The organism is Aminobacter niigataensis (assembly GCF_946995915.1).
GTDB lineage: Bacteria > Pseudomonadota > Alphaproteobacteria > Rhizobiales > Rhizobiaceae > Aminobacter > Aminobacter niigataensis.
Window position 1 is genome coordinate 812477 of record NZ_OX341517.1, and the last position, 21555, is coordinate 834031.

Annotated in this window: 20 protein-coding genes; 9 read left to right on the top strand and 11 right to left on the bottom strand. The window is 63.2% G+C overall.

Translation table 11 applies throughout. The features are described 5' to 3' along the window. Positions 1 to 77 precede the first annotated feature (77 nt). From hemE to rho, 3 genes are all read left to right on the top strand, one after another. Positions 78 to 1112: a uroporphyrinogen decarboxylase gene (gene hemE / locus O1Y97_RS03820; RefSeq protein ID WP_318763144.1), complete on the top strand. Its 1035-nt coding sequence runs from the start codon at positions 78 to 80 to the stop codon at positions 1110 to 1112. Then, on the top strand, positions 1109 to 1648 hold the full coding sequence (gene hemJ, locus O1Y97_RS03825; RefSeq protein WP_183263337.1) for a protoporphyrinogen oxidase HemJ: 540 nt from the start codon (positions 1109 to 1111) through the stop codon (positions 1646 to 1648). The genes hemE and hemJ overlap by 4 nt, the downstream gene beginning before the upstream one ends. 164 nt (positions 1649 to 1812) lie before the next feature. After that, on the top strand, positions 1813 to 3078 hold the full coding sequence (gene rho, locus O1Y97_RS03830; RefSeq protein WP_055981803.1) for a transcription termination factor Rho: 1266 nt from the start codon (positions 1813 to 1815) through the stop codon (positions 3076 to 3078). A 5-nt stretch (positions 3079 to 3083) separates the two neighbouring features. Here the strand turns inward: rho and O1Y97_RS03835 are convergent, their stop codons facing one another. Continuing rightward, a complete protein-coding gene (locus O1Y97_RS03835; RefSeq protein ID WP_318763145.1) occupies positions 3084 to 5102 on the bottom strand; it encodes a thioredoxin domain-containing protein in 2019 nt (672 codons plus the stop codon). Between the two features lie 63 nt (positions 5103 to 5165). Between O1Y97_RS03835 and mnmE the strand changes: the two genes are divergently transcribed. The 5 genes from mnmE to O1Y97_RS03860 all read left to right on the top strand — a co-directional run bounded on the left by mnmE (position 5166) and on the right by O1Y97_RS03860 (position 10912). Next, entirely contained in the window at positions 5166 to 6485 is a 1320-nt protein-coding gene (gene mnmE, locus O1Y97_RS03840) for a tRNA uridine-5-carboxymethylaminomethyl(34) synthesis GTPase MnmE (RefSeq protein WP_318763146.1), read from the top strand. Between the two features lie 169 nt (positions 6486 to 6654). Further along, a complete protein-coding gene (mnmG, locus tag O1Y97_RS03845) occupies positions 6655 to 8529 on the top strand; it encodes a tRNA uridine-5-carboxymethylaminomethyl(34) synthesis enzyme MnmG (RefSeq protein ID WP_318763147.1) in 1875 nt (624 codons plus the stop codon). After that, positions 8526 to 9158, top strand: a complete 633-nt coding sequence (rsmG, locus tag O1Y97_RS03850) for a 16S rRNA (guanine(527)-N(7))-methyltransferase RsmG (protein WP_318763148.1) — start codon at positions 8526 to 8528, stop codon at positions 9156 to 9158. The genes mnmG and rsmG overlap by 4 nt, the downstream gene beginning before the upstream one ends. A gap of 41 nt (positions 9159 to 9199) precedes the next feature. Next, entirely contained in the window at positions 9200 to 9997 is a 798-nt protein-coding gene (locus O1Y97_RS03855; RefSeq protein ID WP_108606164.1) for a ParA family protein, read from the top strand. Between the two features lie 33 nt (positions 9998 to 10030). Further along, on the top strand, positions 10031 to 10912 hold the full coding sequence (locus tag O1Y97_RS03860; RefSeq protein ID WP_108606165.1) for a ParB/RepB/Spo0J family partition protein: 882 nt from the start codon (positions 10031 to 10033) through the stop codon (positions 10910 to 10912). Positions 10913 to 10968: 56 nt separating this feature from the next. On the opposite strand, the gene holA is transcribed toward O1Y97_RS03860, so the two are convergent. The 9 genes from holA to ccoN all read right to left on the bottom strand — a co-directional run bounded on the left by holA (position 10969) and on the right by ccoN (position 20076). Next, entirely contained in the window at positions 10969 to 12018 is a 1050-nt protein-coding gene (holA, locus tag O1Y97_RS03865; RefSeq protein ID WP_318763149.1) for a DNA polymerase III subunit delta, read from the bottom strand. Positions 12019 to 12070: 52 nt separating this feature from the next. Further along, positions 12071 to 12211: a cbb3-type cytochrome oxidase assembly protein CcoS gene (gene ccoS / locus O1Y97_RS03870; RefSeq protein ID WP_108606167.1), complete on the bottom strand. Its 141-nt coding sequence runs from the start codon at positions 12209 to 12211 to the stop codon at positions 12071 to 12073. Beyond that, complete coding sequence (locus O1Y97_RS03875; RefSeq protein ID WP_318763150.1) at positions 12208 to 14481, bottom strand: cation-translocating P-type ATPase; 2274 nt, start codon at positions 14479 to 14481, stop codon at positions 12208 to 12210. Before O1Y97_RS03875 ends, ccoS begins: the two co-directional genes overlap by 4 nt. Further along, positions 14478 to 14975, bottom strand: coding sequence for a FixH family protein (locus O1Y97_RS03880; RefSeq protein ID WP_183263346.1), 498 nt, complete (start codon positions 14973 to 14975; stop codon positions 14478 to 14480). The genes O1Y97_RS03875 and O1Y97_RS03880 overlap by 4 nt, the downstream gene beginning before the upstream one ends. Further along, the gene (ccoG, locus tag O1Y97_RS03885; protein ID WP_318763151.1) at positions 14972 to 16528 is read right to left on the bottom strand and encodes a cytochrome c oxidase accessory protein CcoG; all 1557 of its coding nucleotides are present in this window, start codon (positions 16526 to 16528) and stop codon (positions 14972 to 14974) included. Before ccoG ends, O1Y97_RS03880 begins: the two co-directional genes overlap by 4 nt. 162 nt (positions 16529 to 16690) lie before the next feature. Next, a complete protein-coding gene (gene ccoP / locus O1Y97_RS03890; protein WP_318763152.1) occupies positions 16691 to 17554 on the bottom strand; it encodes a cytochrome-c oxidase, cbb3-type subunit III in 864 nt (287 codons plus the stop codon). A gap of 3 nt (positions 17555 to 17557) precedes the next feature. Then, on the bottom strand, positions 17558 to 17707 hold the full coding sequence (locus tag O1Y97_RS03895; RefSeq protein ID WP_108606172.1) for a cbb3-type cytochrome oxidase subunit 3: 150 nt from the start codon (positions 17705 to 17707) through the stop codon (positions 17558 to 17560). 10 nt (positions 17708 to 17717) lie between these two features. After that, positions 17718 to 18449, bottom strand: a complete 732-nt coding sequence (ccoO, locus tag O1Y97_RS03900; protein ID WP_318763153.1) for a cytochrome-c oxidase, cbb3-type subunit II — start codon at positions 18447 to 18449, stop codon at positions 17718 to 17720. Positions 18450 to 18459: 10 nt separating this feature from the next. After that, a complete protein-coding gene (gene ccoN / locus O1Y97_RS03905; RefSeq protein WP_318763154.1) occupies positions 18460 to 20076 on the bottom strand; it encodes a cytochrome-c oxidase, cbb3-type subunit I in 1617 nt (538 codons plus the stop codon). A 62-nt stretch (positions 20077 to 20138) separates the two neighbouring features. Between ccoN and O1Y97_RS03910 the strand changes: the two genes are divergently transcribed. Then, positions 20139 to 20708 carry a hemerythrin domain-containing protein gene (locus O1Y97_RS03910; protein WP_318763155.1) on the top strand — a complete coding sequence of 190 codons (570 nt, stop codon included), beginning with the start codon at positions 20139 to 20141 and terminating at the stop codon, positions 20706 to 20708. 9 nt (positions 20709 to 20717) lie between these two features. On the opposite strand, the gene O1Y97_RS03915 is transcribed toward O1Y97_RS03910, so the two are convergent. Then, positions 20718 to 21443 (bottom strand): Crp/Fnr family transcriptional regulator, encoded by a 726-nt coding sequence (locus O1Y97_RS03915; protein WP_108606175.1) that lies wholly within the window; start codon positions 21441 to 21443, stop codon positions 20718 to 20720. Positions 21444 to 21555: the final 112 nt, after the last annotated feature.

Consider the following 21555-nt stretch of genomic DNA (forward strand, 5'->3'; position numbering starts at 1 on the left):
CCAACAGACTCTAAGAATTAGAAGAATCCTTCGATATAAATTTTTGTTTATAGAAGGCTCAAGGAAAGGCAGACCAGATGGCCGTGAAACGCGCTCTGCTCCAAGTCCTGAAAGGCGAAAGCCTGGAGGTTCCTCCGCTCTGGATGATGCGACAGGCCGGCCGCTATCTCCCGGAGTATCGTGACGCCAGGAAGAAGGCCGGGAGCTTCCTCGATCTCTGCTACAACCCCGACTTTGCCGTCGAAGTGACGCTGCAGCCGATCAGGCGCTTCGACTTCGACGCTTCGATCCTGTTTTCGGACATTCTGGTCGTTCCGCATGCGCTCGGTCGCGATCTCCGCTTCGAGGAAGGCCGTGGGCCCTTGATGACGCCGATCACCGCGGCCGGCGTCGCAGCGCTGGATGGCGAAAAGTTTCACGTGAATCTCGAACCGGTCTACGAAACCGTGCGCCGGCTGCGCCGCGAATTGCCGGAGAAGACGACCCTGATCGGCTTCTGCGGCGCGCCCTGGACGGTTGCCACCTACATGATCGCCGGACACGGCACGCCAGACCAGGCACCAGCAAGGCTGTTCGCCTATCGCGAGCCGGAAGCCATGGCGCGGTTGCTGTCGATCCTTGCCGATCATTCGGCAGCCTATCTCATCCGCCAGATCGAAGCGGGCGCCGACGTGGTGCAGATCTTCGATTCCTGGTCGGGCGTGCTCGACGAAGCGACTTTCGAGGCCTGCTGCGTCAAGCCGGTTGCCGACATCGTGCGCAAGGTGCGCGCGGTCTATCCGGACGTTCCGATCATCGGCTTCCCCAAGGGGGCTGGAGCCCAGCTCGACAGCTACAGGCAGCGCACAGGCGTCACCGGCCTCGGCCTAGATTGGACGGTGCCTCTGTCGCAGGCGCAGCGTCTGCAGGGCGCAGGAGCCGTGCAGGGCAACCTCGACCCGCTCAGGCTCGTTGTCGGTGGCAAGGCTCTGGACGAGGGCGTGGACGCCATCCTGAAGGCGTTGGGAAACGGTCCGCTGATCTTCAATCTCGGCCACGGCATTACACCCGAAACGCCGGTGGCGCATGTCGAGGCGATGGTCCGCCAGGTGCGAAAGGCAACCCAGCAATGAGCAGCAATGCGCAAGGGACATCAAGCGGTGCGACGGCGGCCAAGCGCGCCGTGATCTCGATCGTCGTTCTGGTCGCGCTGACTGCGCTGCTTTTCCTGGCCGCGCCAGACGGGTTCTACCCCTGGGCAAAGGCCATTCACATCATCGCCGTGATCTCATGGATGGCCGGCATGCTCTATCTGCCGCGGCTGTTGGTTTATCACGCAGAGGCGGAGAAGGGCTCCGTGCAATCGGAGACCTTCAAGGTGATGGAGCGTCGCCTGCTGCGGGCCATCATCAACCCGGCGATGATCGTCACCTGGGTGTTCGGCCTGTGGCTGGCTTGGAAGGGATTTGATTTCAGCGGCGGCTGGCTGCACGCCAAGCTTACCGCAGTACTGCTGCTTTCGGGCGTTCACGGCTATCTGTCGGCGTCCGTCCGCCGCTTTGCCGAGGACCGCAACGAGAAACCGTCGCGGCACTGGCGCATCGTCAACGAGATCCCGACGGTCCTGATGGTCGTCATCGTCATCCTGGTGGTTGTAAAGCCCTTCTGACGACCTTAAATTTACTGGGCTGCGCCTTGCTCTTTCGTTTCGGGAGAGCTAAAAGGCTCTTCTTCCTTCCCGCCATGCGCCGCCCCATTCTCATTCCCTGGCCGCGCCCGGCGCTTATCGCAAAATGCCGATAGCCAATCCTTCCCCACGCTCAGAGTCCGTCTATGCAGGAAACTAAACTCGCCGAATTCAAGAACAAGAAGCCGCCGGAGCTGATCGCTTACGCCGAATCGCTCGAGGTCGAAAACGCCAGCGTCATGCGCAAGCAGGAACTGATGTTTGCGATTCTCAAGAAGCTGGCCGGCCAGGATATCGAGATCATCGGTGACGGTGTCGTCGAAGTGTTGCAGGACGGTTTTGGCTTCCTGCGTTCGGCCAACGCCAATTATCTTCCGGGTCCGGACGATATCTACATTTCACCTTCCCAGATCAGGCGCTTCTCGCTGAAGACCGGCGATACGGTCGAGGGCCCGATCCGCAGCCCCAAAGAGGGCGAGCGCTATTTTGCGCTGCTGAAGGTCAACACGATCAATTTCGACGATCCCGAAAAGATCCGTCACAAGATCCACTTCGACAACCTGACGCCGCTGTACCCGACGTCGCGGCTCAAGATGGAAGTCGAGAACCCGACCACCAAGGATATCTCGCCCCGCGTCATTGACCTGGTGGCACCGCTCGGCAAGGGCCAGCGCGCCCTGATCGTGGCGCAGCCGCGTACCGGCAAGACCGTGCTGCTGCAGAACATCGCGCACTCGATCACCACCAACCACCCCGAGTGCTACCTGATCGTGCTCCTGATCGACGAGCGCCCGGAAGAAGTGACCGACATGCAGCGCTCGGTGAAGGGTGAGGTGGTGTCGTCGACCTTCGACGAGCCGGCCGTTCGCCACGTCCAGGTTGCTGAAATGGTCATCGAGAAGGCCAAGCGCCTGGTCGAACATGGCCGCGACGTCGTCATCCTGCTCGATTCGATCACCCGTCTCGGCCGCGCCTACAACACCGTCGTGCCTTCATCCGGCAAGGTTCTGACCGGCGGTGTCGACGCCAACGCTCTGCAGCGCCCGAAGCGCTTCTTCGGTGCTGCCCGCAACATCGAAGAAGGCGGTTCGCTGACCATCATCGCCACCGCGCTGATCGACACCGGCAGCCGCATGGACGAAGTCATCTTCGAAGAGTTCAAGGGCACCGGCAACTCGGAAATCGTGCTCGACCGCAAGGTCGCCGACAAGCGCATCTATCCGGCGATGGACATCCTCAAGTCCGGCACCCGCAAGGAAGACCTGCTCGTCCAGCGCCAGGATCTGCAGAAGATCTTCGTGCTGCGCCGCATTCTTGCGCCGATGGGCACCACCGATGCGATCGAGTTCCTCATCGACAAGCTCAAGCAGACCAAGACCAACGCCGACTTCTTCGATTCGATGAACACCTGATCTGTTCAGCGACGGCGAAGGGCTTCTTCGAGCTTTTCGGGATCGTCGATGACAGGCAGGCAGATGAGGCCGGTGCAGAGATATGCACCGGCCTTTTTCGTATCCGGCAGGATGTCGCCGGGCAGTTTGGCGCGGGTCACGTCGTCGCCAACGTTGACAAAGATGTCGACGCGGCGCGGGTCGGGGTTCCGATTCGCTACCGAAACAAGGCTTGGCGCTACCAGGTCTTCGACGACTATCAGCTTAGACGGCTCGAGCGCCAATACGCTGGCATTGACGATGCCGGCCTGCCCATATTGCTGGTTCTGGATGCGGCCGGCGGCATGCTCGGCGATCGTCCAGGCGCGTTGCTGCAGGTCGATGTCGCCGGTGACATTGGCGAGCCGCACCACCGCTTCCATGATCTGGCTGGTTGCTGACGGGATCGCCTCATCGATGTCGCCGCGGATACGCATCGGCACGTCGGTGCTGTCCGAAGCGGTGAGATAGTGCCCCGTCTTGTCGGCATCGGCATGCCAGGTTTCGAGCATCTCGAGAAAACGCGCGCCATGCTCCAGGTATCGCGCGTCCCTGGTGGCTTCGAACAGCGAAACGGCAGCGTTGATCATCGCGGCATAATCACTCGACAGTGCCGGATAGAGCCGTTTTTCGCCCAAGCTGGAATGGGGCAGCCGGCCCGCTGGATTGGCCGAAGCCAGAATCGCGTCGAATGCTGCCTTCGCTGCCGCCACCCAGTCGCTGCGCTCGAGGCTTCGTCCTGCCTCGGCAAGGGCAACGATCGTCAGGCCGTTCCAATCCGTCAGCGCCTTGTCGTCGCGGCCGGGCCGAACGCGCTTCTCGCGCGCCTCGAGCAGCCGGGCCAGGAGCCCGGAGACTAGGCGGCGCGCCTCGGCCGACTGAACGGTCTGCGATTCTGTCTGGTGGATGATGGGATCCCCTTCCCAAGAATCCGGCTTGCTGAGCGTGAAGTGGTTGAAAAACAAGGACGAATCGTCACCGAGAACGGCTTCTATGTCGTGTTTTGTCCAGGTGTAGAACAGGCCTTCTTCACCTTCGCTGTCGGCGTCGAGGCTGGAGGCGAACGTTCCGTCAGGTAGCTGCATTTCCCGTATCAGCCAGGCGACGGTGTCTTCGATTCGTATCCGAAACAGTTCGTTTCCGGTGGCTGCATAGGCCCAGTTGGCCTGGCGGATCATCTGGGCATTGTCGTACAGCATCTTCTCGAAATGCGGCACCAGCCATTGTGCGTCCGTGGAATAGCGCGCCAAACCACCGCCAACATGATCGTAGATGCCGCCGGAAAGCATATGTTGCATGCTTTCCGTGACCGCATCGCGATGCTCCTGGTTGTCTGAGCGGAGCCAGGACAGCCACAGGGCCTGCATGAAGGGCGCGTTCGGGAATTTTGGCGCCCCGCGGAGCCCGCCGAGTTGGCGGTCGATCATGTCGTAGATGCCTGATGCAAGTGTCCGGGCAGTGTCGGTCGACAATTGGCTGGGAGCACTGCTGCCGCCGAGGCGCTTGCTGACATGCTGCGCAAGTTCGGAAGCACTTTGCAGGATGCTGGCGCGTTTGCCGCGCCATGCCGCATCGACGGCGTTGAGTACCTGGATGACGCCCGGACGCCCGTAGCGCGCCTCACGCGGAAAATAGGTCCCGCCCCAGAATGGCTTGGCGTCCGGCGTTAGAAACATCGTCAGCGGCCAGCCGCCTTGCTCGCCCATGCTGGCGAGCGCTGCCATGTATATCTGGTCGATGTCGGGCCGCTCCTCGCGGTCGACCTTGATGTTAACGAAGAGCCGGTTCATGACCTCAGCAACTTCGGCATTCTCGAAGCTTTCGTGCGCCATGACATGGCACCAATGGCAGGCGGCATAACCGACGGAGAGCAAGATGGGCCTGTCCAGCTCCACGGCTTCCGCCAGAGCCGCAGGTGACCACGGGCGCCAGTGCACCGGATTGTCGCCATGCTGGCGCAGGTAAGGGCTGCCTTCGTCACGAAGCAAATTGTCTTGCGGAAGCATGCGCGATCAGTCCGAAACAGTGGTAATACCGCCCAACCTAGGGCGCTTCCGTGAGACCGGCAAATGCTATTCACCGATTCCATCGCCGCACTTTCCAGCGGCCACTTACCATCCGGGGTGGCGATCATACGCATTTCAGGGCCGCATGTTCGATTCGCCATCGAAACGATTAGCGGTTCTCTCCCGAAACCGCGCTTGGCTCACTACGGCCCATTGCATGCGTCCGACGGCAGGCGGATAGATCAGGCGCTGACGCTGTTTTTCCCTGGTCCGAACAGCTTTACCGGCGAAGACTGCGGCGAGTTCCAGGTGCATGGTGGCCGGGCGGTCGTGGCGACGTTGCTTACCGAAATTTCCGGGTTGCCGGGCTTTCGCCAGGCCGAGGCGGGCGAATTCACGCGACGCGCTTTTCTTAACGGCAAGATCGACCTCCTGGAGGCGGAGGCGCTCGCCGACCTCGTTAACGCGGAGACAGAAGCGCAGCGCCAATTCGCCGTGTTGAACTCCGGCGGCGTGCAGAGCGAACTCTATCTCGGATGGCGCAAGCGCCTGATCCACGCGCGGGCAATGATTGAAGCGGAGATGGACTTTGCCGACGAGGCCGATGTGCCGGGATCGGTGTCGTCCCAGGTCTGGCGCGATGTCGGATTGCTGATCGAAGAGATCCAACGCCACATCGACAGCTACGGTAAGGCCGAGATGATCCGTGACGGCTTTGACGTTGTCATCCTGGGTGCGCCGAATGCCGGGAAGTCGAGCCTGCTCAATTCATTGTTGCGCCGGGAGGCGGCAATCGTGACTGACGAGGCGGGCACTACGCGCGACCTCGTCGAAGCAGTTCTGGATCTCGATGGCCTCAAGGTTCGGATCACCGATACGGCGGGTTTGCGTGAGCCGGCCGGTAAGGTCGAGGCCATTGGCATCGAACGTGCCAGGGAGCGGGCAAAAGGCGCAGATTTGGTGGTCTTGTTGGAGGACATGTCTTCGCCAGGCGAGGAGCTCGACGTGCCCTCGGGAATTCGCACCGTCAGAGTTGGCAACAAACTGGACCTGGCCACCGGGCCGGCAGCCGACCGGTACGCCGCGACAATCTCCACCAAATCTGGCGAAGGTATCGACAGTCTTCTCAAAATTGTCAGCGAAATGGCTGGCGAAGCCATAGGACAACGCGGCGACGTTCTTCCCTCGCGCTTGAGGCATGTCGAATTGCTGCAGGAAGCGTCCGTTTACCTTGGGTCCGCACTGTCGACGCAGGATTCGCTTCTGGAGTTGAAGGCCGAGAATCTGCGGCTGGCGAGCGACAGGATAGGCAAGCTGTCCGGCGCAGTCGACGTTGAAGACCTGTTGGACGTGATTTTCTCCCAATTTTGCATCGGCAAGTGATTCACGTGAAACGTTTTGACGGGGGATCGTGCTGATTCACGTGAAACATCGGCGTTGACTCCCGCTCGCGCGGCCAGGTTGTTTCACGTGAAACCACCACTCCAGCGATTCTCTTGACATGAGGCGGAGATGGGGACATCTGTCAGGCAAATGTTTCCTGGAGACTCTGATGTGTGAAAGCTACGACGTCGTCGTGGTGGGCGGAGGCCATGCCGGCTGCGAAGCGGCGTCTGTGGCCGCACGTGCCGGTGCCAAGACCGCACTTGTGACCCTTCGGCGCGATACGATCGGCACCATGTCGTGCAATCCGGCGATCGGCGGATTGGGTAAGGGCCATCTTGTCCGCGAGATCGACGCCATGGACGGGCTGATGGGCCGTGTTGCCGATGCCGCGGGCATCCAGTTTCGTCTGCTCAACCGGCGCAAGGGCCCGGCCGTGCGCGGTCCGCGCACCCAGGCCGACCGCAAGCTCTACCGGCTGGCGATGCAGGATGCCATCGCAGCGCAGCCGAACCTCGCCGTTGTCGAGGCGGAAGTCTCTGATTTCATTATAGATAATGACCGGGTCACAGCTGTCGTTCTCGGTGACGGGCGTGAGCTGGCCTGCGCGGCCGTCGTCCTGACGACCGGCACTTTCTTGCGCGGGCTTATCCATATCGGCGAACGCAAGTTCCCCGCCGGGCGCATGAATGAGCAGGCCTCGATGGGCCTGTCGGAAACGTTGAAGCGGGCCGGATTGCGGCTTGGTCGACTGAAGACGGGCACGCCGCCGCGTCTCGATGGCCGGACGATCGACTGGGCGGCGCTGGAGACGCAGGCGGCAGACTCAGATCCGGTTCCGTTCTCGTTGCTCACCGACAGGATCACTAACGCGCAGATCGAATGCGGCATCACACGTACGACCGAGGCGACGCACCAGATCATCCGGGAGAATCTCGGCCGCTCGGCGATGTATTCCGGTTCGATCGAGGGTATTGGGCCACGTTACTGCCCGTCTATCGAGGACAAGATCGTCAAGTTCGGCGACCGCGAGGGTCACCAGATCTTCCTCGAGCCGGAAGGTCTCGACGACGACACTGTCTATCCCAACGGCATCTCGACCTCGCTGCCCGAAGATGTGCAGCTCGATATCCTGAAATCGATACCAGGGCTGGAGCGTGCGGTCATGCTGCAGCCCGGCTATGCGATCGAATACGACCATATCGACCCGCGCGAACTGGAAGCTACGCTTGAAGCCAGGCGCATTCGCGGGCTTTTCCTGGCCGGCCAGATAAATGGGACGACCGGTTATGAAGAAGCGGGTGCGCAGGGCTTGCTGGCGGGCATCAATGCGGCCCGTCTCGCTGGCAATAGCTCGCAGATGATTCTGAGCCGTAGCCAGGCCTATATCGGTGTGATGGTCGATGATCTGATCAGCCGCGGTATCAGTGAGCCCTATCGCATGTTCACATCGCGGGCCGAGTTCCGGCTTTCATTGCGCGCCGACAATGCCGACGAGCGACTGACGCCTCTGGCAATTGAGCTCGGCATTGCATCCGAAGAGCGTGAAGAGCGTTTTGGCGAAATGACTGCGCGCGTCGATGCTGCCCGTGCGCTGATCAAGTCGCATATCCTGTCGCCCAACGAAGCGCGGCGCCATGGCATCGAAGTGAATCTCGACGGCGTCAAGCGCTCGCTTTATGAGCTTCTGGCTTACCCCAATATTGACCTCAACCAACTTGTTAAGATCTTGCCAGAACTGGCGTCGATTGACGCCAAGACCGCCGAAGCCATTGAAACTGAAGCGAAATACGCCGTCTATCTTGACCGACAGAAGGCCGATGCGGCACTGATGTTGAAGGAAGAGGAGAGGGTCATCCCCGAAACGCTTGATTTTGAGTCGGTTCCCGGGCTTTCGAATGAATTGCGCCAGAAGATGCGGACGCGTCGCCCGCGCTCTCTGGCGGAAGCACAACGAATCGACGGCATGACGCCGGCTGCTCTGGCGATCATTCTTTCCCACGTCCGAAATGCCGAGGCGCTGGCGCGCAGGGGTGCCGCTTGAATCAGCACGCATATGACAGGTTGCAAGACGTCGCAGGTCCCGTTTCACGTGAAACATTCGACAAGCTGATTGCCTTCGAGACTGTGTTCCGCAAGTGGGCGCAGCGCATCAATCTCGTGGCGCCGTCGACGCTCCAGGACGCTTGGGAGCGGCATATTCTCGACAGCGCCCAGGTCGTACGGCTAGGCGGCGAAGCCACCCAATGGCTCGACATCGGCTCTGGCGGCGGCTTCCCCGGCTTGATCATAGCTACGATGATTGCGGGGCGGGCGGGGGCATCCATCGATCTGGTCGAGAGCAACCGCAAGAAAGCCGGTTTCCTGCAGGCGGTGACCGGAGAACTGAGCCTGCCGGCGCGGGTTCATGCCAAGCGCATCGAGGACGTGCACGGCGTGATTCGCGCTCCCGAGGTGTTGAGTGCCCGGGCACTGGCGCCGCTGCCATTGCTGCTCGAACTGTCGTCGCCCTGGCTCGAGGCCGGTACCACGGCACTTTTCCACAAAGGCCGGGATTACCGCCAGGAGATCGAAGATAGCGCTCTCCAGTGGGGATTCGATCTGGTAGAACACCCAAGCCTGACCGACACGCAGGGGGTCATCCTCGAGATTCGGAACCTGCGTCGCATCTGATCGCGACGCCATGTGACGAGACGGAAAACAGCAGTCGAGCCATGAAGATCACACCAAGAATCATTACAGTTGCCAATCAGAAGGGCGGCGTCGGCAAGACCACGACGGCCATCAATCTGGCGACGGCACTTGCCGCCATCGGCGAGCGCGTGCTCATCATCGACCTTGATCCCCAAGGCAATGCCAGCACCGGTCTAGGCATCGATCGCAAGGATCGCAGCGTGTCGTCTTATGACGTGCTGACCGGCGAGCTGGAGATCGAGCAGGCGGCCATGGAGACGGCCGTGCCGGGCCTGTCGCTCATTCCATCGACGCTGGACCTGCTCGGCATAGAAATGGAAATCGCCTCGGCGCCCGATCGCGTGCTCAAGCTGCGCAATGCCCTGCGGGCATCCTCGGAGCGGTCGGCAGGCTACAGCTACGTGCTGATCGACTGCCCGCCGTCGCTCAATCTGTTGACGCTGAATTCGATGGCGGCAGCCGACTCCGTCCTCGTGCCGCTGCAGTGCGAATTCTTTGCGCTTGAGGGCTTGAGCCAGTTGCTTGAGACCGTGGATCAGGTGCGCCGGTCGATCAATCCCGACCTGACCATCCAGGGCATCGTGCTGACGATGTTCGACGGCCGCAACAATCTGGCGAACCAGGTGGTCGAAGACGTGCGTGCTCATATGGGCGAGAAGGTCTACGACACGGTGATCCCGCGCAACGTGCGCATCTCGGAAGCGCCTTCCTATGGCAAGCCGGCGATCCTCTACGACCTCAAGTGCTCAGGCAGCCAAGCCTATCTGCAGCTCGCCTCTGAAGTGATCAGGCGCGAACGTAAACTCCGGGCCGCGTAAATCGATTCGGACTCGAAACAAGCTGGGTTAGACATGAACGAAGACCTTTCCAGAAAGCGCCTTGGGCGAGGACTTGCCGCACTGATCGGCGAAATGGACAAGCCGGTTGTTCCCGAAAAGCCCGCAGCGCTAGCCGATGGACGGGTACCGATCGAATTCGTCAGTCCGAACCCGCGCAATCCGCGGCGCCATTTCGGCGAGGCCGAATTGGCCGACCTGGCGCAGTCGATCCGCGAGCATGGCCTGGTGCAGCCGGTCGTCGTGCGGCCCGCCGCCCAGTCAGGGCGCTATGAAATCATCGCTGGCGAGCGCCGCTGGCGCGCAGCCCAGCGCGCAGGGGTCAACGAGATCCCGGTCATTGTCCGTGACGTCAATGACCGGACGGCGCTTGAACTCGCCATCATCGAAAACGTGCAGCGCTCCGATCTCAACGCCATCGAAGAGGCGATGGGCTACCAGCAGCTGATCGACGACCACAGCTACACCCAAGCCGATCTCGGCCAGGTCATCGGCAAGAGCCGCAGTCATGTCGCCAATACGCTGCGGCTGCTCAAGCTGCCGGACGTGGTGCGCGACATGCTGATCAATGGCGAATTGTCCGCCGGCCACGCGCGCGCCCTGATCACTGCCCAGGACCCGGCCGGTCTGGCCAAGCGGATCGTCGAAGAAGGCCTGTCAGTGCGACAGGCCGAGGCTCTGGCCCAGCTTCCGGCGGACGCCGTTATGGAAAAGCAACCAGCACGTCCGGTCGAGAAGGATCCGGACACGATCGCACTGGAAAAGCTGCTCACCGACGTCGTCGGCATGAAAATTTCGATCGCTCACAAGGAAAAGGGCGGCGAGCTGCGCATCAGCTACCGCTCGCTCGAACAGCTGGACGATCTATGCCGCCGCCTAAAGAGCGAACGTATCTAATTGATTCGATTGATTCTTATTCTGCGGACGCCGGCTTCTTAGCCGGCGTTCTGCTTTCAACGCCGGCCACCGGCCAAGCGTGCACCTTCGACGGCGATGCCCAGCATCGCTTGCCTGGCCAGGGCAACGGCGAGGTCCGGCCGACGTCGCGTCTGCAAGGTTGTTGACTGCAGCCGCATAAGCGCGCGGGTCAGCGCCGCCGCAGTCCAGCCTGCCAGCGCGCGCTCGACTGCGCGGCGACGTGCGAAGAACACCGGCGGCCGCGCGGCTGCGATCACGGCTGCGGCGTTGCGGCTGCCCGATTCCATTTCGCCGCGCATCAAATGGATGTTTTGCAGGTGGCGGGTCGCGGTTGCCAGCAACTGGGCTGCCTGGCTGCCGGTCTGGCACTGCTTGGTGAAGGCCGCGTCGAACTCGGCGATGTTGCCGCCGAGGGCTGCGTCGATGGCATCGTCGAGAGAAAGCGCGGAGACATCGCCGGTCATCGCCTTGACGTCGTCGAGGCTGATTTCGCCGCGTCCCATGGCGTAGAGCGTGAGCTTCTGAACTTCGCCGCGCGTCGCCAGACGGTCGCCACCGAGGCTGCGGCGCAGCGCATTGCGGGCATCCATCGCCATCGTCAGGCCGGCGGAACGCAACTCGTCGTCGATGAGGGTCTCGATATCGCGCGCCTCGTCGCCGTAGCAGGGCAGGGCCATGCCGGCAAAAGCGCCCTCGACCACGGTGCGCAGCGGTGCGCCTTTCTTGAGGTCCTGGGCCTCGATCAATACGATCGCATCGCGCGGCGGATCGGCGACGAGGGCCTTGACGTCGTCGGCCAGGCTCTTCTGGGCGGCTGCGTTGCGCACCCAGATCAGGCGGCGCGGTGCAAACATCGGAACGGTCCGCGCCTCGTCGACGAGGCGCCCGCTGTCGCGTTCGACATCGGCGGCGTCGAGCTTCACCACCGAGAACGGATCGTCGAGAGGAAGGCCGGTCTTGGCGGCAAAGGCTGCCGCACGTTCGGACACGAGACCGCGATCAGGACCGTAGATCAGCACGATCACCGCTTCGGCTGCGGGGCGTGCGAGCCAGGAATCGACCTCGTGAGCTTTCTTCTGCGCCATTCCGTCCTGTTAGCACAGGCCCTCGGGCTGCCGCAGCATTTTTGTCCGCGCTCTAGTCGTCGTCGACCAGGATGCGTTCGGCTGCGCCATCCATGTCGTCGTACTGGCCGCTGTGCAACGACCAGAGAAAGGCCGCAAGCCCGAGTCCGCCGAGGAGAAGTGCGACAGGGAGCAGGAACAACAGACCGGTCATGATGCCATTGCCTCCTTGGTCGAAAAGGGTTGCCCCTGGCCGGCAGCAGGCCTTGGTGACGTGGTCTTGCCGGTACCGAGCCGCAATCCATTGGCGATGACAATAACCGAAGACCCCGACATTGCCAGAGCCGCAACCAGCGGGGTGACGTAGCCGAGCAGGGCAATCGGCACGGCGACGGCATTGTAGACGATCGCCAGGATGAGATTCTGCCGGATCAGGCGGCTTGCTTCGCTGGATGTCGCAAGCGCCAGCGGGATTGCCGAAAGGCTTTCGCGCAGGAAGACGAAATCGGCGGCACTGCGGCCGATATCGGCAGCACTGGCCGGAGCCATGGAGACATGCGCCGCAGCCAGCGCCGGGGCGTCGTTGAGCCCGTCACCAACCATCATCACCTTGCGGCGCTCGGCCTTGAGCGCTTCAAGCCGGGCGACCTTGCCATTGGGCAGCACGCCCGAAGAGAACTGGTCGATGCCCAAGGCTGCGGCGACTGATGCCACCGCATCCGGCCGGTCGCCGGAAACGATCTCGATCGCCAGGCCCTTGTCGCGCAGCGCGGAAACGGCGGCCATGGCGCCGGCGCGCAGCCGGTCCTCGAAGATGAATTCGGCGAGGCGGGTACCATTCTTCGAAAGCACCGTGCCGGTTGCGCCATTCGCCACTGGCAACGCCCAGGCGGCACGGCCCAGACGGTAGGTGTCGGTGCCGCTCCTGGCTTCGAGCCCGAAGCCGGGAATTTCTTCAACCGCGTCGAATGCCCATTCCTTTGCCGGCTTTTCGCCCGGGATTTCGGCCAGGGCGCGCGAGATCGGGTGACGCGAATGCAGGCCGATCGCTGCTGCCAGCGCCAGCGCTTCAGGCGACACCTCGCCGGCATTGACCAGCCGTGGCATGCCGAGCGTCAGCGTGCCGGTCTTGTCGAAGACGACGGTGTCGACTTCGGCCAGCCGCTCCATGGCCGAGCCGTCCTTGACCATGATGCCGTTCTCGAAAAGGCGCCGCGCGGCGGCCACCTGCACGATCGGCACCGCAAGGCCCAGGGCGCAGGGGCAGGTGATGATCAGCACGGCAATGGCGATGGTGATGGCTTGGTGCCAGTTGCCTGCTGCGACCATCCAGCCGATGAAGGTCAGGAACGCGGTCAAATGCAGGATAGGGGCGTACAGGGCCGCCGCCCGGTCGGCGATGCGGCGATAGCCGCCGCGGCCGCTCTCGGCCGCTTCCATCAGCCGCATCATTTCGGCGAGGAACGAATCCTGTGCCGCCGCGGTTGCTTCGATGGTCAGCGGGCCGGTGAGATTGAGCGTGCCGGCGCGCAGCGCGGCACCGGTCTCGACGGCGACGGGATGGCTTTCGCCCGAGACGATGGCGCAGTCCAGCTCGGAGCGGCCCTTGAGCACCCTGGCATCGACAGGCACGCGTTCGCCCGCTGACAGCAGGATGTGCGTGCCCGGCTTGATGTCACTGACCGGCAGATAGGCGCTGCTGCCGTCGGGGTTGAGCACGGTCGCGCCGCGGGCGGCGAGCCGGGCTAGGCCCTTGACGGCGACGCGGGCACGCTCGCGCATGACGTGGTCCAGCGTGCGGCCGATCAGCAGGAAGAACAGCAGCGAGGCCGAGGCGTCGAAATAGGCGTGCGGGCCGCTGTTGGCGGTATCATACAGGCTCATGCTGTAGGCGAGCAGGATGCCGATGGAGATCGGCACGTCCATGTTGGTGCGGCCGTTGCGTAGTGCGCCCCAGGCCGAGCGGAAGAAGATGCGGCCGGCATAGGCGAGTGCCGGCAGGGCGATCAGTGCCGAGATCCAATGGAACAGGTCACGCGTGGCATCGGTTGCACCCGACCATACCGAGACCGACAGCAGCATGATGTTGCCGGCGGCGAAACCGGCGATGCCCAGGCCGCGGATGAGTTCGGCAAGCGTCTCGTCCTTGTCGTCGGCGCCTTGCTCGAAGAGATGGCTTTCATAGCCCAGCCGCCCAAGCGCCTCGGCGATGTCGGGGGCGCCGGCATTCTCGCGCCAGCGCACCGAGACACGCTTGGTCGACAGGTTGACGCGCGCATGGTCGACGCCGTCGAGGCGGCCGAGGGCGGCTTCGATATTGGTCATGCAGGCGCCGCAATGCACGCCGGGAACGGAGAGGTCGGTCTGACGCATGCCGCCGGGCAGGGTGCGGCTGGACAGCGCCAGTTCTTCGCGCGACGGCCCCCTGGCGGCAGCCGAGGGCAGGCTGAGGGCGGCATCGGCGTCAGGACCACAGCAGTTCATTTCACCGCTCCATCGGCCACGACGATCCGGCGTGCCTCCTGGTAGGGCGCCCCGTCCGTCATTCTAGCTTCGGTATTGACGATCCAGATGCCGTCGCGGACGGCAGCCGTCGCCGAGAAGGTTCCGTCGGCCTTGCGAGCGAGCGTTACCTGCCAGTCCTCGGCCTCGTAGGCCGGGCGGCGGAAGGAGGTGGTGACGCTCTCGGCTCGAACAGGCGCGCCGGAGGCATCGTTCAGGCTGTAGCGGATCTCGCCGCCGGCGATCGTCAGCGTGCCCTTCCAGCCGAGGGCAGCCTGGGCGCGGGATTCGGCGACGCGCTCATTGAACTGCTGGCTGGCGACATAGGTGTTCTGGACGACAAGGCCAGTCCAGCTGGTGTTGGCGAAGGTCGCCATCAGCAGGTTGACCGCGATGATGACGCCGAAGAAGGCGACCATGATCGCCAGCATGTGCCAGCCGGTGAACTGCCTGGGCTGGCCGGCGCGAGAGTTCATTTGCCTGCCTCCGGGACGTTGAAGTTTGCAACATAGGAGTCGGCTTCGGAACTTGCCTTGTCCTCGACGATGAACTTGAAGCTCTGGCCCTCGGCCAGGCTTTCGCGCGGCAAGCGGACATAGACCCTGATCGTCTTGAGCCTGTCCGGCTCGGCCTCGACCGTGACCGAACGGCCCTCCGGCAGGTCCATGCCGACCACGGTCATCATCGCTTCCGGCAGGCCCTCCATGCGAAGCACGATGGTGCGCGGTTCAGGCACCATGTTGAGCAGCTTGACGGTGTAGCCGTTGCGGATCGAGCCGTCGGCCAGGCGCACGAATTGCGGATTGCGGTCCTGCAGCACATTGACCTCCAGCCGGTCGCGGCTGAGCAGGGCAACGAGCAAGGCAACACCGATCAAGCTCCAGGCGCCGGCATAGATCAGGGTGCGCAGCCGGAAGATGCGGCCCAGGCGGAAATGGGCGATTGCCGCATTGAGCCTGCCCTCGGAATTGCGCACCCGCTTGGGGTCGATCGTGGCCGTGACCGGATCGGTGGCGATCGCCATGTTCGACTGGTAGTCGGCAAGCGTGGCATACGAAATCAGGCCGCGTTCCTTGCCGATCTTGTCCATGACGCTATCGCAGGCATCGATGCAGAGCGCACAGGTGATGCATTCGAGCTGCTGGCCGTCGCGGATGTCGATGCCCATGGGGCAGACCGCCACGCAGGCGTTGCAGTCGACGCAATCGCCGACGGAAAGGCCTTCGGCGGCAGCCTTCTTGGCATGGCGCGAGCGCGGCTCGCCGCGCCAGTCGTTGTAGGTGACGGTCAGCGAGTTTTCGTCGAGCATCGCCGCCTGGATGCGCGGCCACGGGCACATGTAGGTGCAGACCTGTTCGCGCATCAGCCCGCCGAAGACATAGGTGGTGGCGGTGAGAATGGCGACCGTCATGTAGGCGACCGGCGCTGCCTGGCCGGTGACGAAGTCGCCCAGCAATCTGGGCGCGTCGGCGAAGTAGAAGATCCAGGCGCCGCCGGTGGCCACCGCGATGACGAGCCAGATGGCGTGCTTGAGAGTGCGCTTGGCCAGTTTTGCCGCCGACATCGGCGCCGCGTCGAGCTTGATGCGGGCGTTGCGGTCACCTTCGATGCCGCGCTCGACGACCAGGAACAGATCGACCCAGACGGTTTGCGGGCAGGTGTAGCCGCACCAGGCGCGGCCGACGGTCGAGGTGACGAGGAACAGGCCGATGCCGGCCATCACCAAAAGGCCCGCGACGTAGAAGAATTCCTGCGGCCAGATCTCGATGGCGAAGAAGTAGAAGCGACGGTTGGCGATGTCGAGCAGCACTGCCTGGTCGGGCGCATAGGGACCGCGGTCCCAGCGGATCCACGGCGTCAGGTAGTAGATGCCGAGCGTGATCAGCATGATCAGCCATTTGAACTGGCGGAATCGACCGGAAGCGCGCTTGGGAAAGACCTTCTTGCGCGCGCTGTACAGAGGTTGGCGGGTCTTGGCGGAGTTGACCGCCTCTACCTCGAGCCTCTCGACTTCGGTCTCGTCAAGCATCTAAGTCTCCTGCAACCCATCACCCGGGTTGGCCTGTTATGCCCGGCCGGCTGAAGTCCGGCCTTGACCCAGGTCAATCCTGGGTTCTTGCGCGTCGAGGCCCGGCATTGCTGCCGAGCCTCTCCCCCGCCCTTCGTCCATCACCCCCACGGCGATGGAGGGTTATTCGCCGCCGCCGAGCGAATGGACGAAGATGGCAAGCTCCTTGACCTTCACGTCGCCCAGTCGCTCGCCCCAGGCGGGCATGGCGCCATGCTTGGGGTGACGTACCTGCTGGGCGATGGCGGCCTGCCCCGAGGCATAGAGCGCGATGGCGTCGGTCAGGTCGGGTGCGCCCATTTCCTTGCTGCCCTTGGCGTCCTCGCCATGGCAGGCGGCACAATTGTCGGCGAATACCTGGGCACCGGCGGGCACCAGGTCGGGCGTGTCGGCCCGGCCCTCGAGGCTGGCGACATAGGCGGCGACCTCGTTGATCTGCTGCGGCTCGAGAACCTCGGCGAAAGCCGGCATCTCCGAGACATGCGTTTCCTCGTCGCCGGCAAAGCGGACGCCGTGCGCGATGGTCTGGTAGATCTGGTCGATGTTGCCGCCCCACAGCCATTCGTCGTCGTTCAGGTTGGGAAAGCCTGGCGAGCCCTGCGCACCAGAGCCGTGGCACTGGATGCAGTTGACCTTGAAGGCTGCCGAACCGGCGGCGGTGGCGAACTGCCTGAGCTCCGGGTCGGCCAGGATTTCGCTGACGCTCTTCGCGCTGACTGCCTCGACATAGGCGCTCTTGGCCTCTTCGGCGGCGGCGAGCTCGTTCTTGACGTCGACGCGGCTGGAATAGCCCAGCAGGCCGGTCGTCGCGGTGCTGATCATCGGCCAGGCCGGATAGGCGATGCTGTAGGCAACCGCCCAAACGATGGTGGCGTAGAAGGTCCACAGCCACCAGCGCGGCATCGGATTGTTGAGTTCCTGGATGCCGTCCCATTCATGTCCGGTGGTCTCGACGCCGGACAGTTCGTCGATTTGCTTTTCGCTCACAGATCAGTCCTCCTTGAGCGGAATTTGTGCGGCCCGTTCGGCCGCTTCGCGGCTGCCCGGGCGAAGCGCGAAGATCACGGCGCCGATGAAGAAGACGGTCATCGCCAGCAGCCCCCAGCTGTCGGCGAATTGTCTCAACGTGGTGTAGTCCATGACAGATCTCCTAGCGGTAGCCGGCGGCTGCGTCGTAGGTCGAGAAGTCGACCAGCGTGCCGAGCATCTGCAGATAGGCGACCAGCGCATCCATTTCGGTCAGTGCCGCCGGGTTGCCGTCGAAGTCGCCGAGCTTGGCCTTGGGATAGCGAGCCATGACGCCCGAGGTGTCGGCGTTCGGGTCGGCCTGCGCCTTGATGTCGGCCTCGGCGCTGGCGATCATCTCGTCGCTGTAGGGCACGCCGACCCGGCGGTTGGCCGTCAGGTCGTAGCTGATCGTGTTGACCGCAAGCGGCGTCTCCTTGAGGAAGGCGTAGCTCGGCATCACCGATTCCGGCACCACCGAACGCGGTTCGATCAGATGCTGGACGTGCCATTCGTTGGAATAGCGGTCGCCGACGCGGGCAAGGTCGGGGCCGGTGCGCTTCGATCCCCACTGGAAGGGATGGTCGTACATCGATTCGGCAGCCAGGCTGTAGTGGCCGTAGCGCTCCACCTCGTCGCGAAACGGCCGGATCATCTGGCTGTGGCAGGTGTAGCAGCCCTCGCGGATGTAGATGTTGCGGCCGGCCAGCTCCAGCGGCGAGTAGGGACGCATGCCCTCGACCTTCTCGATGGTGTTCTCGAGGTAGAAAAGAGGCGTGATCTGGACCAGGCCGCCGATGCTGACGACCAGCAGCGTGCCGACCAGCAGGAGCGTCGCGTTCTTCTCGATGGTCTTGTGTTTGTCGAGCAGTGCCATGTCGGGCTCCTTACTGGGCAGGCTGGAGTGCAGGGGCCGCGCCGGGCAGCGGTTCTTCCTGGCGCACGTGGCCGCGGATGGTCATGAAGACGTTCCAGGCCATGACGAGGGCGCCGGCGAGGAACATCAGGCCGCCGATGGTGCGGACGATGTAGTAGGGGACCATGGCAGCGACGCTTTCGGCGAAGGAATAGACCAGGAAGCCCTGCTCGTCGTATTCGCGCCACATCAGGCCCTGGCTGATGCCGGCAACCCACATGACGGCGGCGTAGACGACGATGCCGAGGGTAGCCAGCCAGAAGTGCCAGGTGACCAGGCGCATCGAGTAGAGTCGCTCGCGGCCCCACAGGCGCGGCACCAGGAAGTAGATGGCGCCGAAGGTGATCATGCCGTTCCAGCCGAGCGCGCCGGAGTGCACGTGGCCGATGGTCCACTCGGTGTAGTGGCTGAGCGAGTTGACCGCCTTGATCGACATCATCGGGCCTTCGAAGGTCGACATGCCGTAGAAGGCGATGGCCACCACCATCATGCGGATGATCGGATCGGTGCGGATCTTGTCCCAGGCGCCGGACAGCGTCATCAGGCCGTTGATCATGCCGCCCCAGGACGGCATCCACAGCATGATCGAGAACACCATGCCGAGCGTCTGCGCCCAGTCGGGCAGGGCGGTGTAGTGCAGGTGGTGCGGCCCGGCCCAGATGTAGAGGAAGATCAGCGACCAGAAGTGGATGATCGAGAGACGGTAGGAATAGACCGGGCGTTCGGCCTGCTTGGGCACGAAATAGTACATCATGCCGAGGAAGCCGGCCGTCAGGAAGAAGCCGACGGCGTTATGGCCGTACCACCATTGCGTCAGCGCATCCTGCACGCCCGAGAACAGCGAATAGCTCTTCGAACCGAGGAAGGACGCCGGCACCGCCAGGTTGTTGACGATGTGCAGCATGGCGATGGTGACGATGAAGGCGAGATAGAACCAGTTGGCCACATAGATATGCGGCTCCTTGCGGTTCAGGATCGTGCCGAGGAAGACGATGAGGTAGGCGACCCAGACGACGGTCAGGAAGATGTCGACATACCATTCCGGCTCGGCATATTCGCGGCTCTGGGTGATGCCCAGGAGGTAACCGGTGGCTGCCATGACGATGAACAGCTGGTAGCCCCAGAATACGTACCAGGCGAGATTGCCGCCGAAGAGGCGCGCGCGCGCCGTGCGCTGGACCACGTAGAACGAGGTGGCGATCAGCGCGTTGCCGCCGAAGGCGAAGATCACGGCCGAGGTGTGCAGCGGACGCAGGCGACCGAAATTCAGCCACGGCTCGATGTTGAGGTCGGGGAAGGCAAGCTGTGCCGCAACGATGACGCCAACGAGAAAGCCGGTCACGCCCCAGAAGACGGTGGCGATGACGCCGTAGCGGATCGGCCCGTCCATGTAGGCCGACTTGTCCTCGGCCAGGATGTCGACCGGCGCATAGCTGCTGGTGCGCATCAGGACGATGACGCTCGCGGTCAGCACGAAGAACAGCACCCACATATGGGCGCCGAACTGGCTGTCCTTGGCGAAGGCGGCGCCAAGCAAGGCGGCAAAGGCCGCCAATGCCAGCAGGATTGTTTCCATTGCGTATTTCATGAGCGATCCCCGACGGTAGCTGGGCGCCGAAAGCTCGCGTCGGCACCAGACGGCACACATCCATGACAATTGCCCACCCTGCCTTGATCTGGATCAAGGTCAAGCGCCGCCGGGCAGACCAGCCTTGGGCCAATGAGGAACTTTCAAACAAGATGAATGCGCGCCCGGAAATGAAGGCTGGATCGGAGGACGCCGCTCTACTTGACGCGATCGCGGCCATACAGCGTGCGCATGCGGACATGCTTGCGCTGTGCGACAGGCTGGAGGAAATCGCCGATTCCCTGCCCAACGAGATCGACCGACGCAGTTGCGTGCTCGCAGCAAGGGCGCTCGGGCCCGCGATGGTCAAGGTCCATCGCTTCGAGGAGCAGCGGCTCCATTCGCAGTTCGCCGCGCGCCTGGCGCACAGTGGCGAAGCACGCGAGACGGTCGAGCGGCTCAAGAACGAGCATTTCGAGGATGAAGGCTATGCCGCCGAGCTGCGCGATGCCCTGCGTGCGACGGCACGCGGCGGCCGGGCGGAAAACCCGGAGACGCTGGGCTTCATGCTGCGCGGGTTCTTCGGGGCATTGCGAAGGCACATCGCCTTCGAGCGTGACCATGTGCTCCCGGTGCTGTCGTCCGGCGACTGAGCCGAGCGATCAGACGTTGGCGCGACGTTCCAGCCTGGCGACGTCGAAGACGGTGATGTGGCGGTTGTTCTCGACCGCGATCAGGCCGTCCTTGCGCAGCTTGGTCAGCTGCCGGCTGACGGTCTCGATGGTCAGGCCCAGGAAGTCGGCGATGTCAGCACGGGTTAGCGGCAGGTCGAAGCTGATCTCTCCGCTGATTTCTGCTTCGGGATCGCTGTGGCGGGCAATGAGATGCAGGAAGGATGCGACCCGCTCGGAGGCGGTCTTGCGCCCAAGCATCAGCATCCAGTCCCGGGCTTCGTCGAGTTCGTTGAGGGCCTGAAGGTGCAGCCGGTGACTGAGTTCAGGCGCCTGTTCGATCATCCGGTCGAGTGACTTCTTGGGGAAGGCGCAGACGCGTACCGGGGTCGCCGCCTCGGCGGTGATCGAGCTCTCGTGCTTGAACGGACGGCCAAGGAAATCGGGTGCGAATTGCAGGCCGACGATCTGCTGGCGGCCGTCGGGCAGGGTCTTGGTCAGCTTGACCACGCCGGCGAGCACATTGGCATAGCTGTCGATGGTGTCGGCGTCCGACACCAGCACCGTGCCCGGATCGACCTTGCGCTTGGTCGTGTGGCGGCTGAGCTCGACCAGCTGATCGGTGGTCAGCGCTCCGCAGACGCCGCGATGCCGTGCCTCACAGGAGCGGCACAGCGCGGGTATCTCAGAATTGTGAATGTCCTGGCGGATGGTCATCGCATCGTCCGGCGTCTGATTTGCTCAATCTAGGGATCGCGGGGGGTAAAAGGAACCGTGTCATTGTGTCTCCCGCCCTGGCTTTCTTGATCCAGGTCAAGGTGTTGCCGTT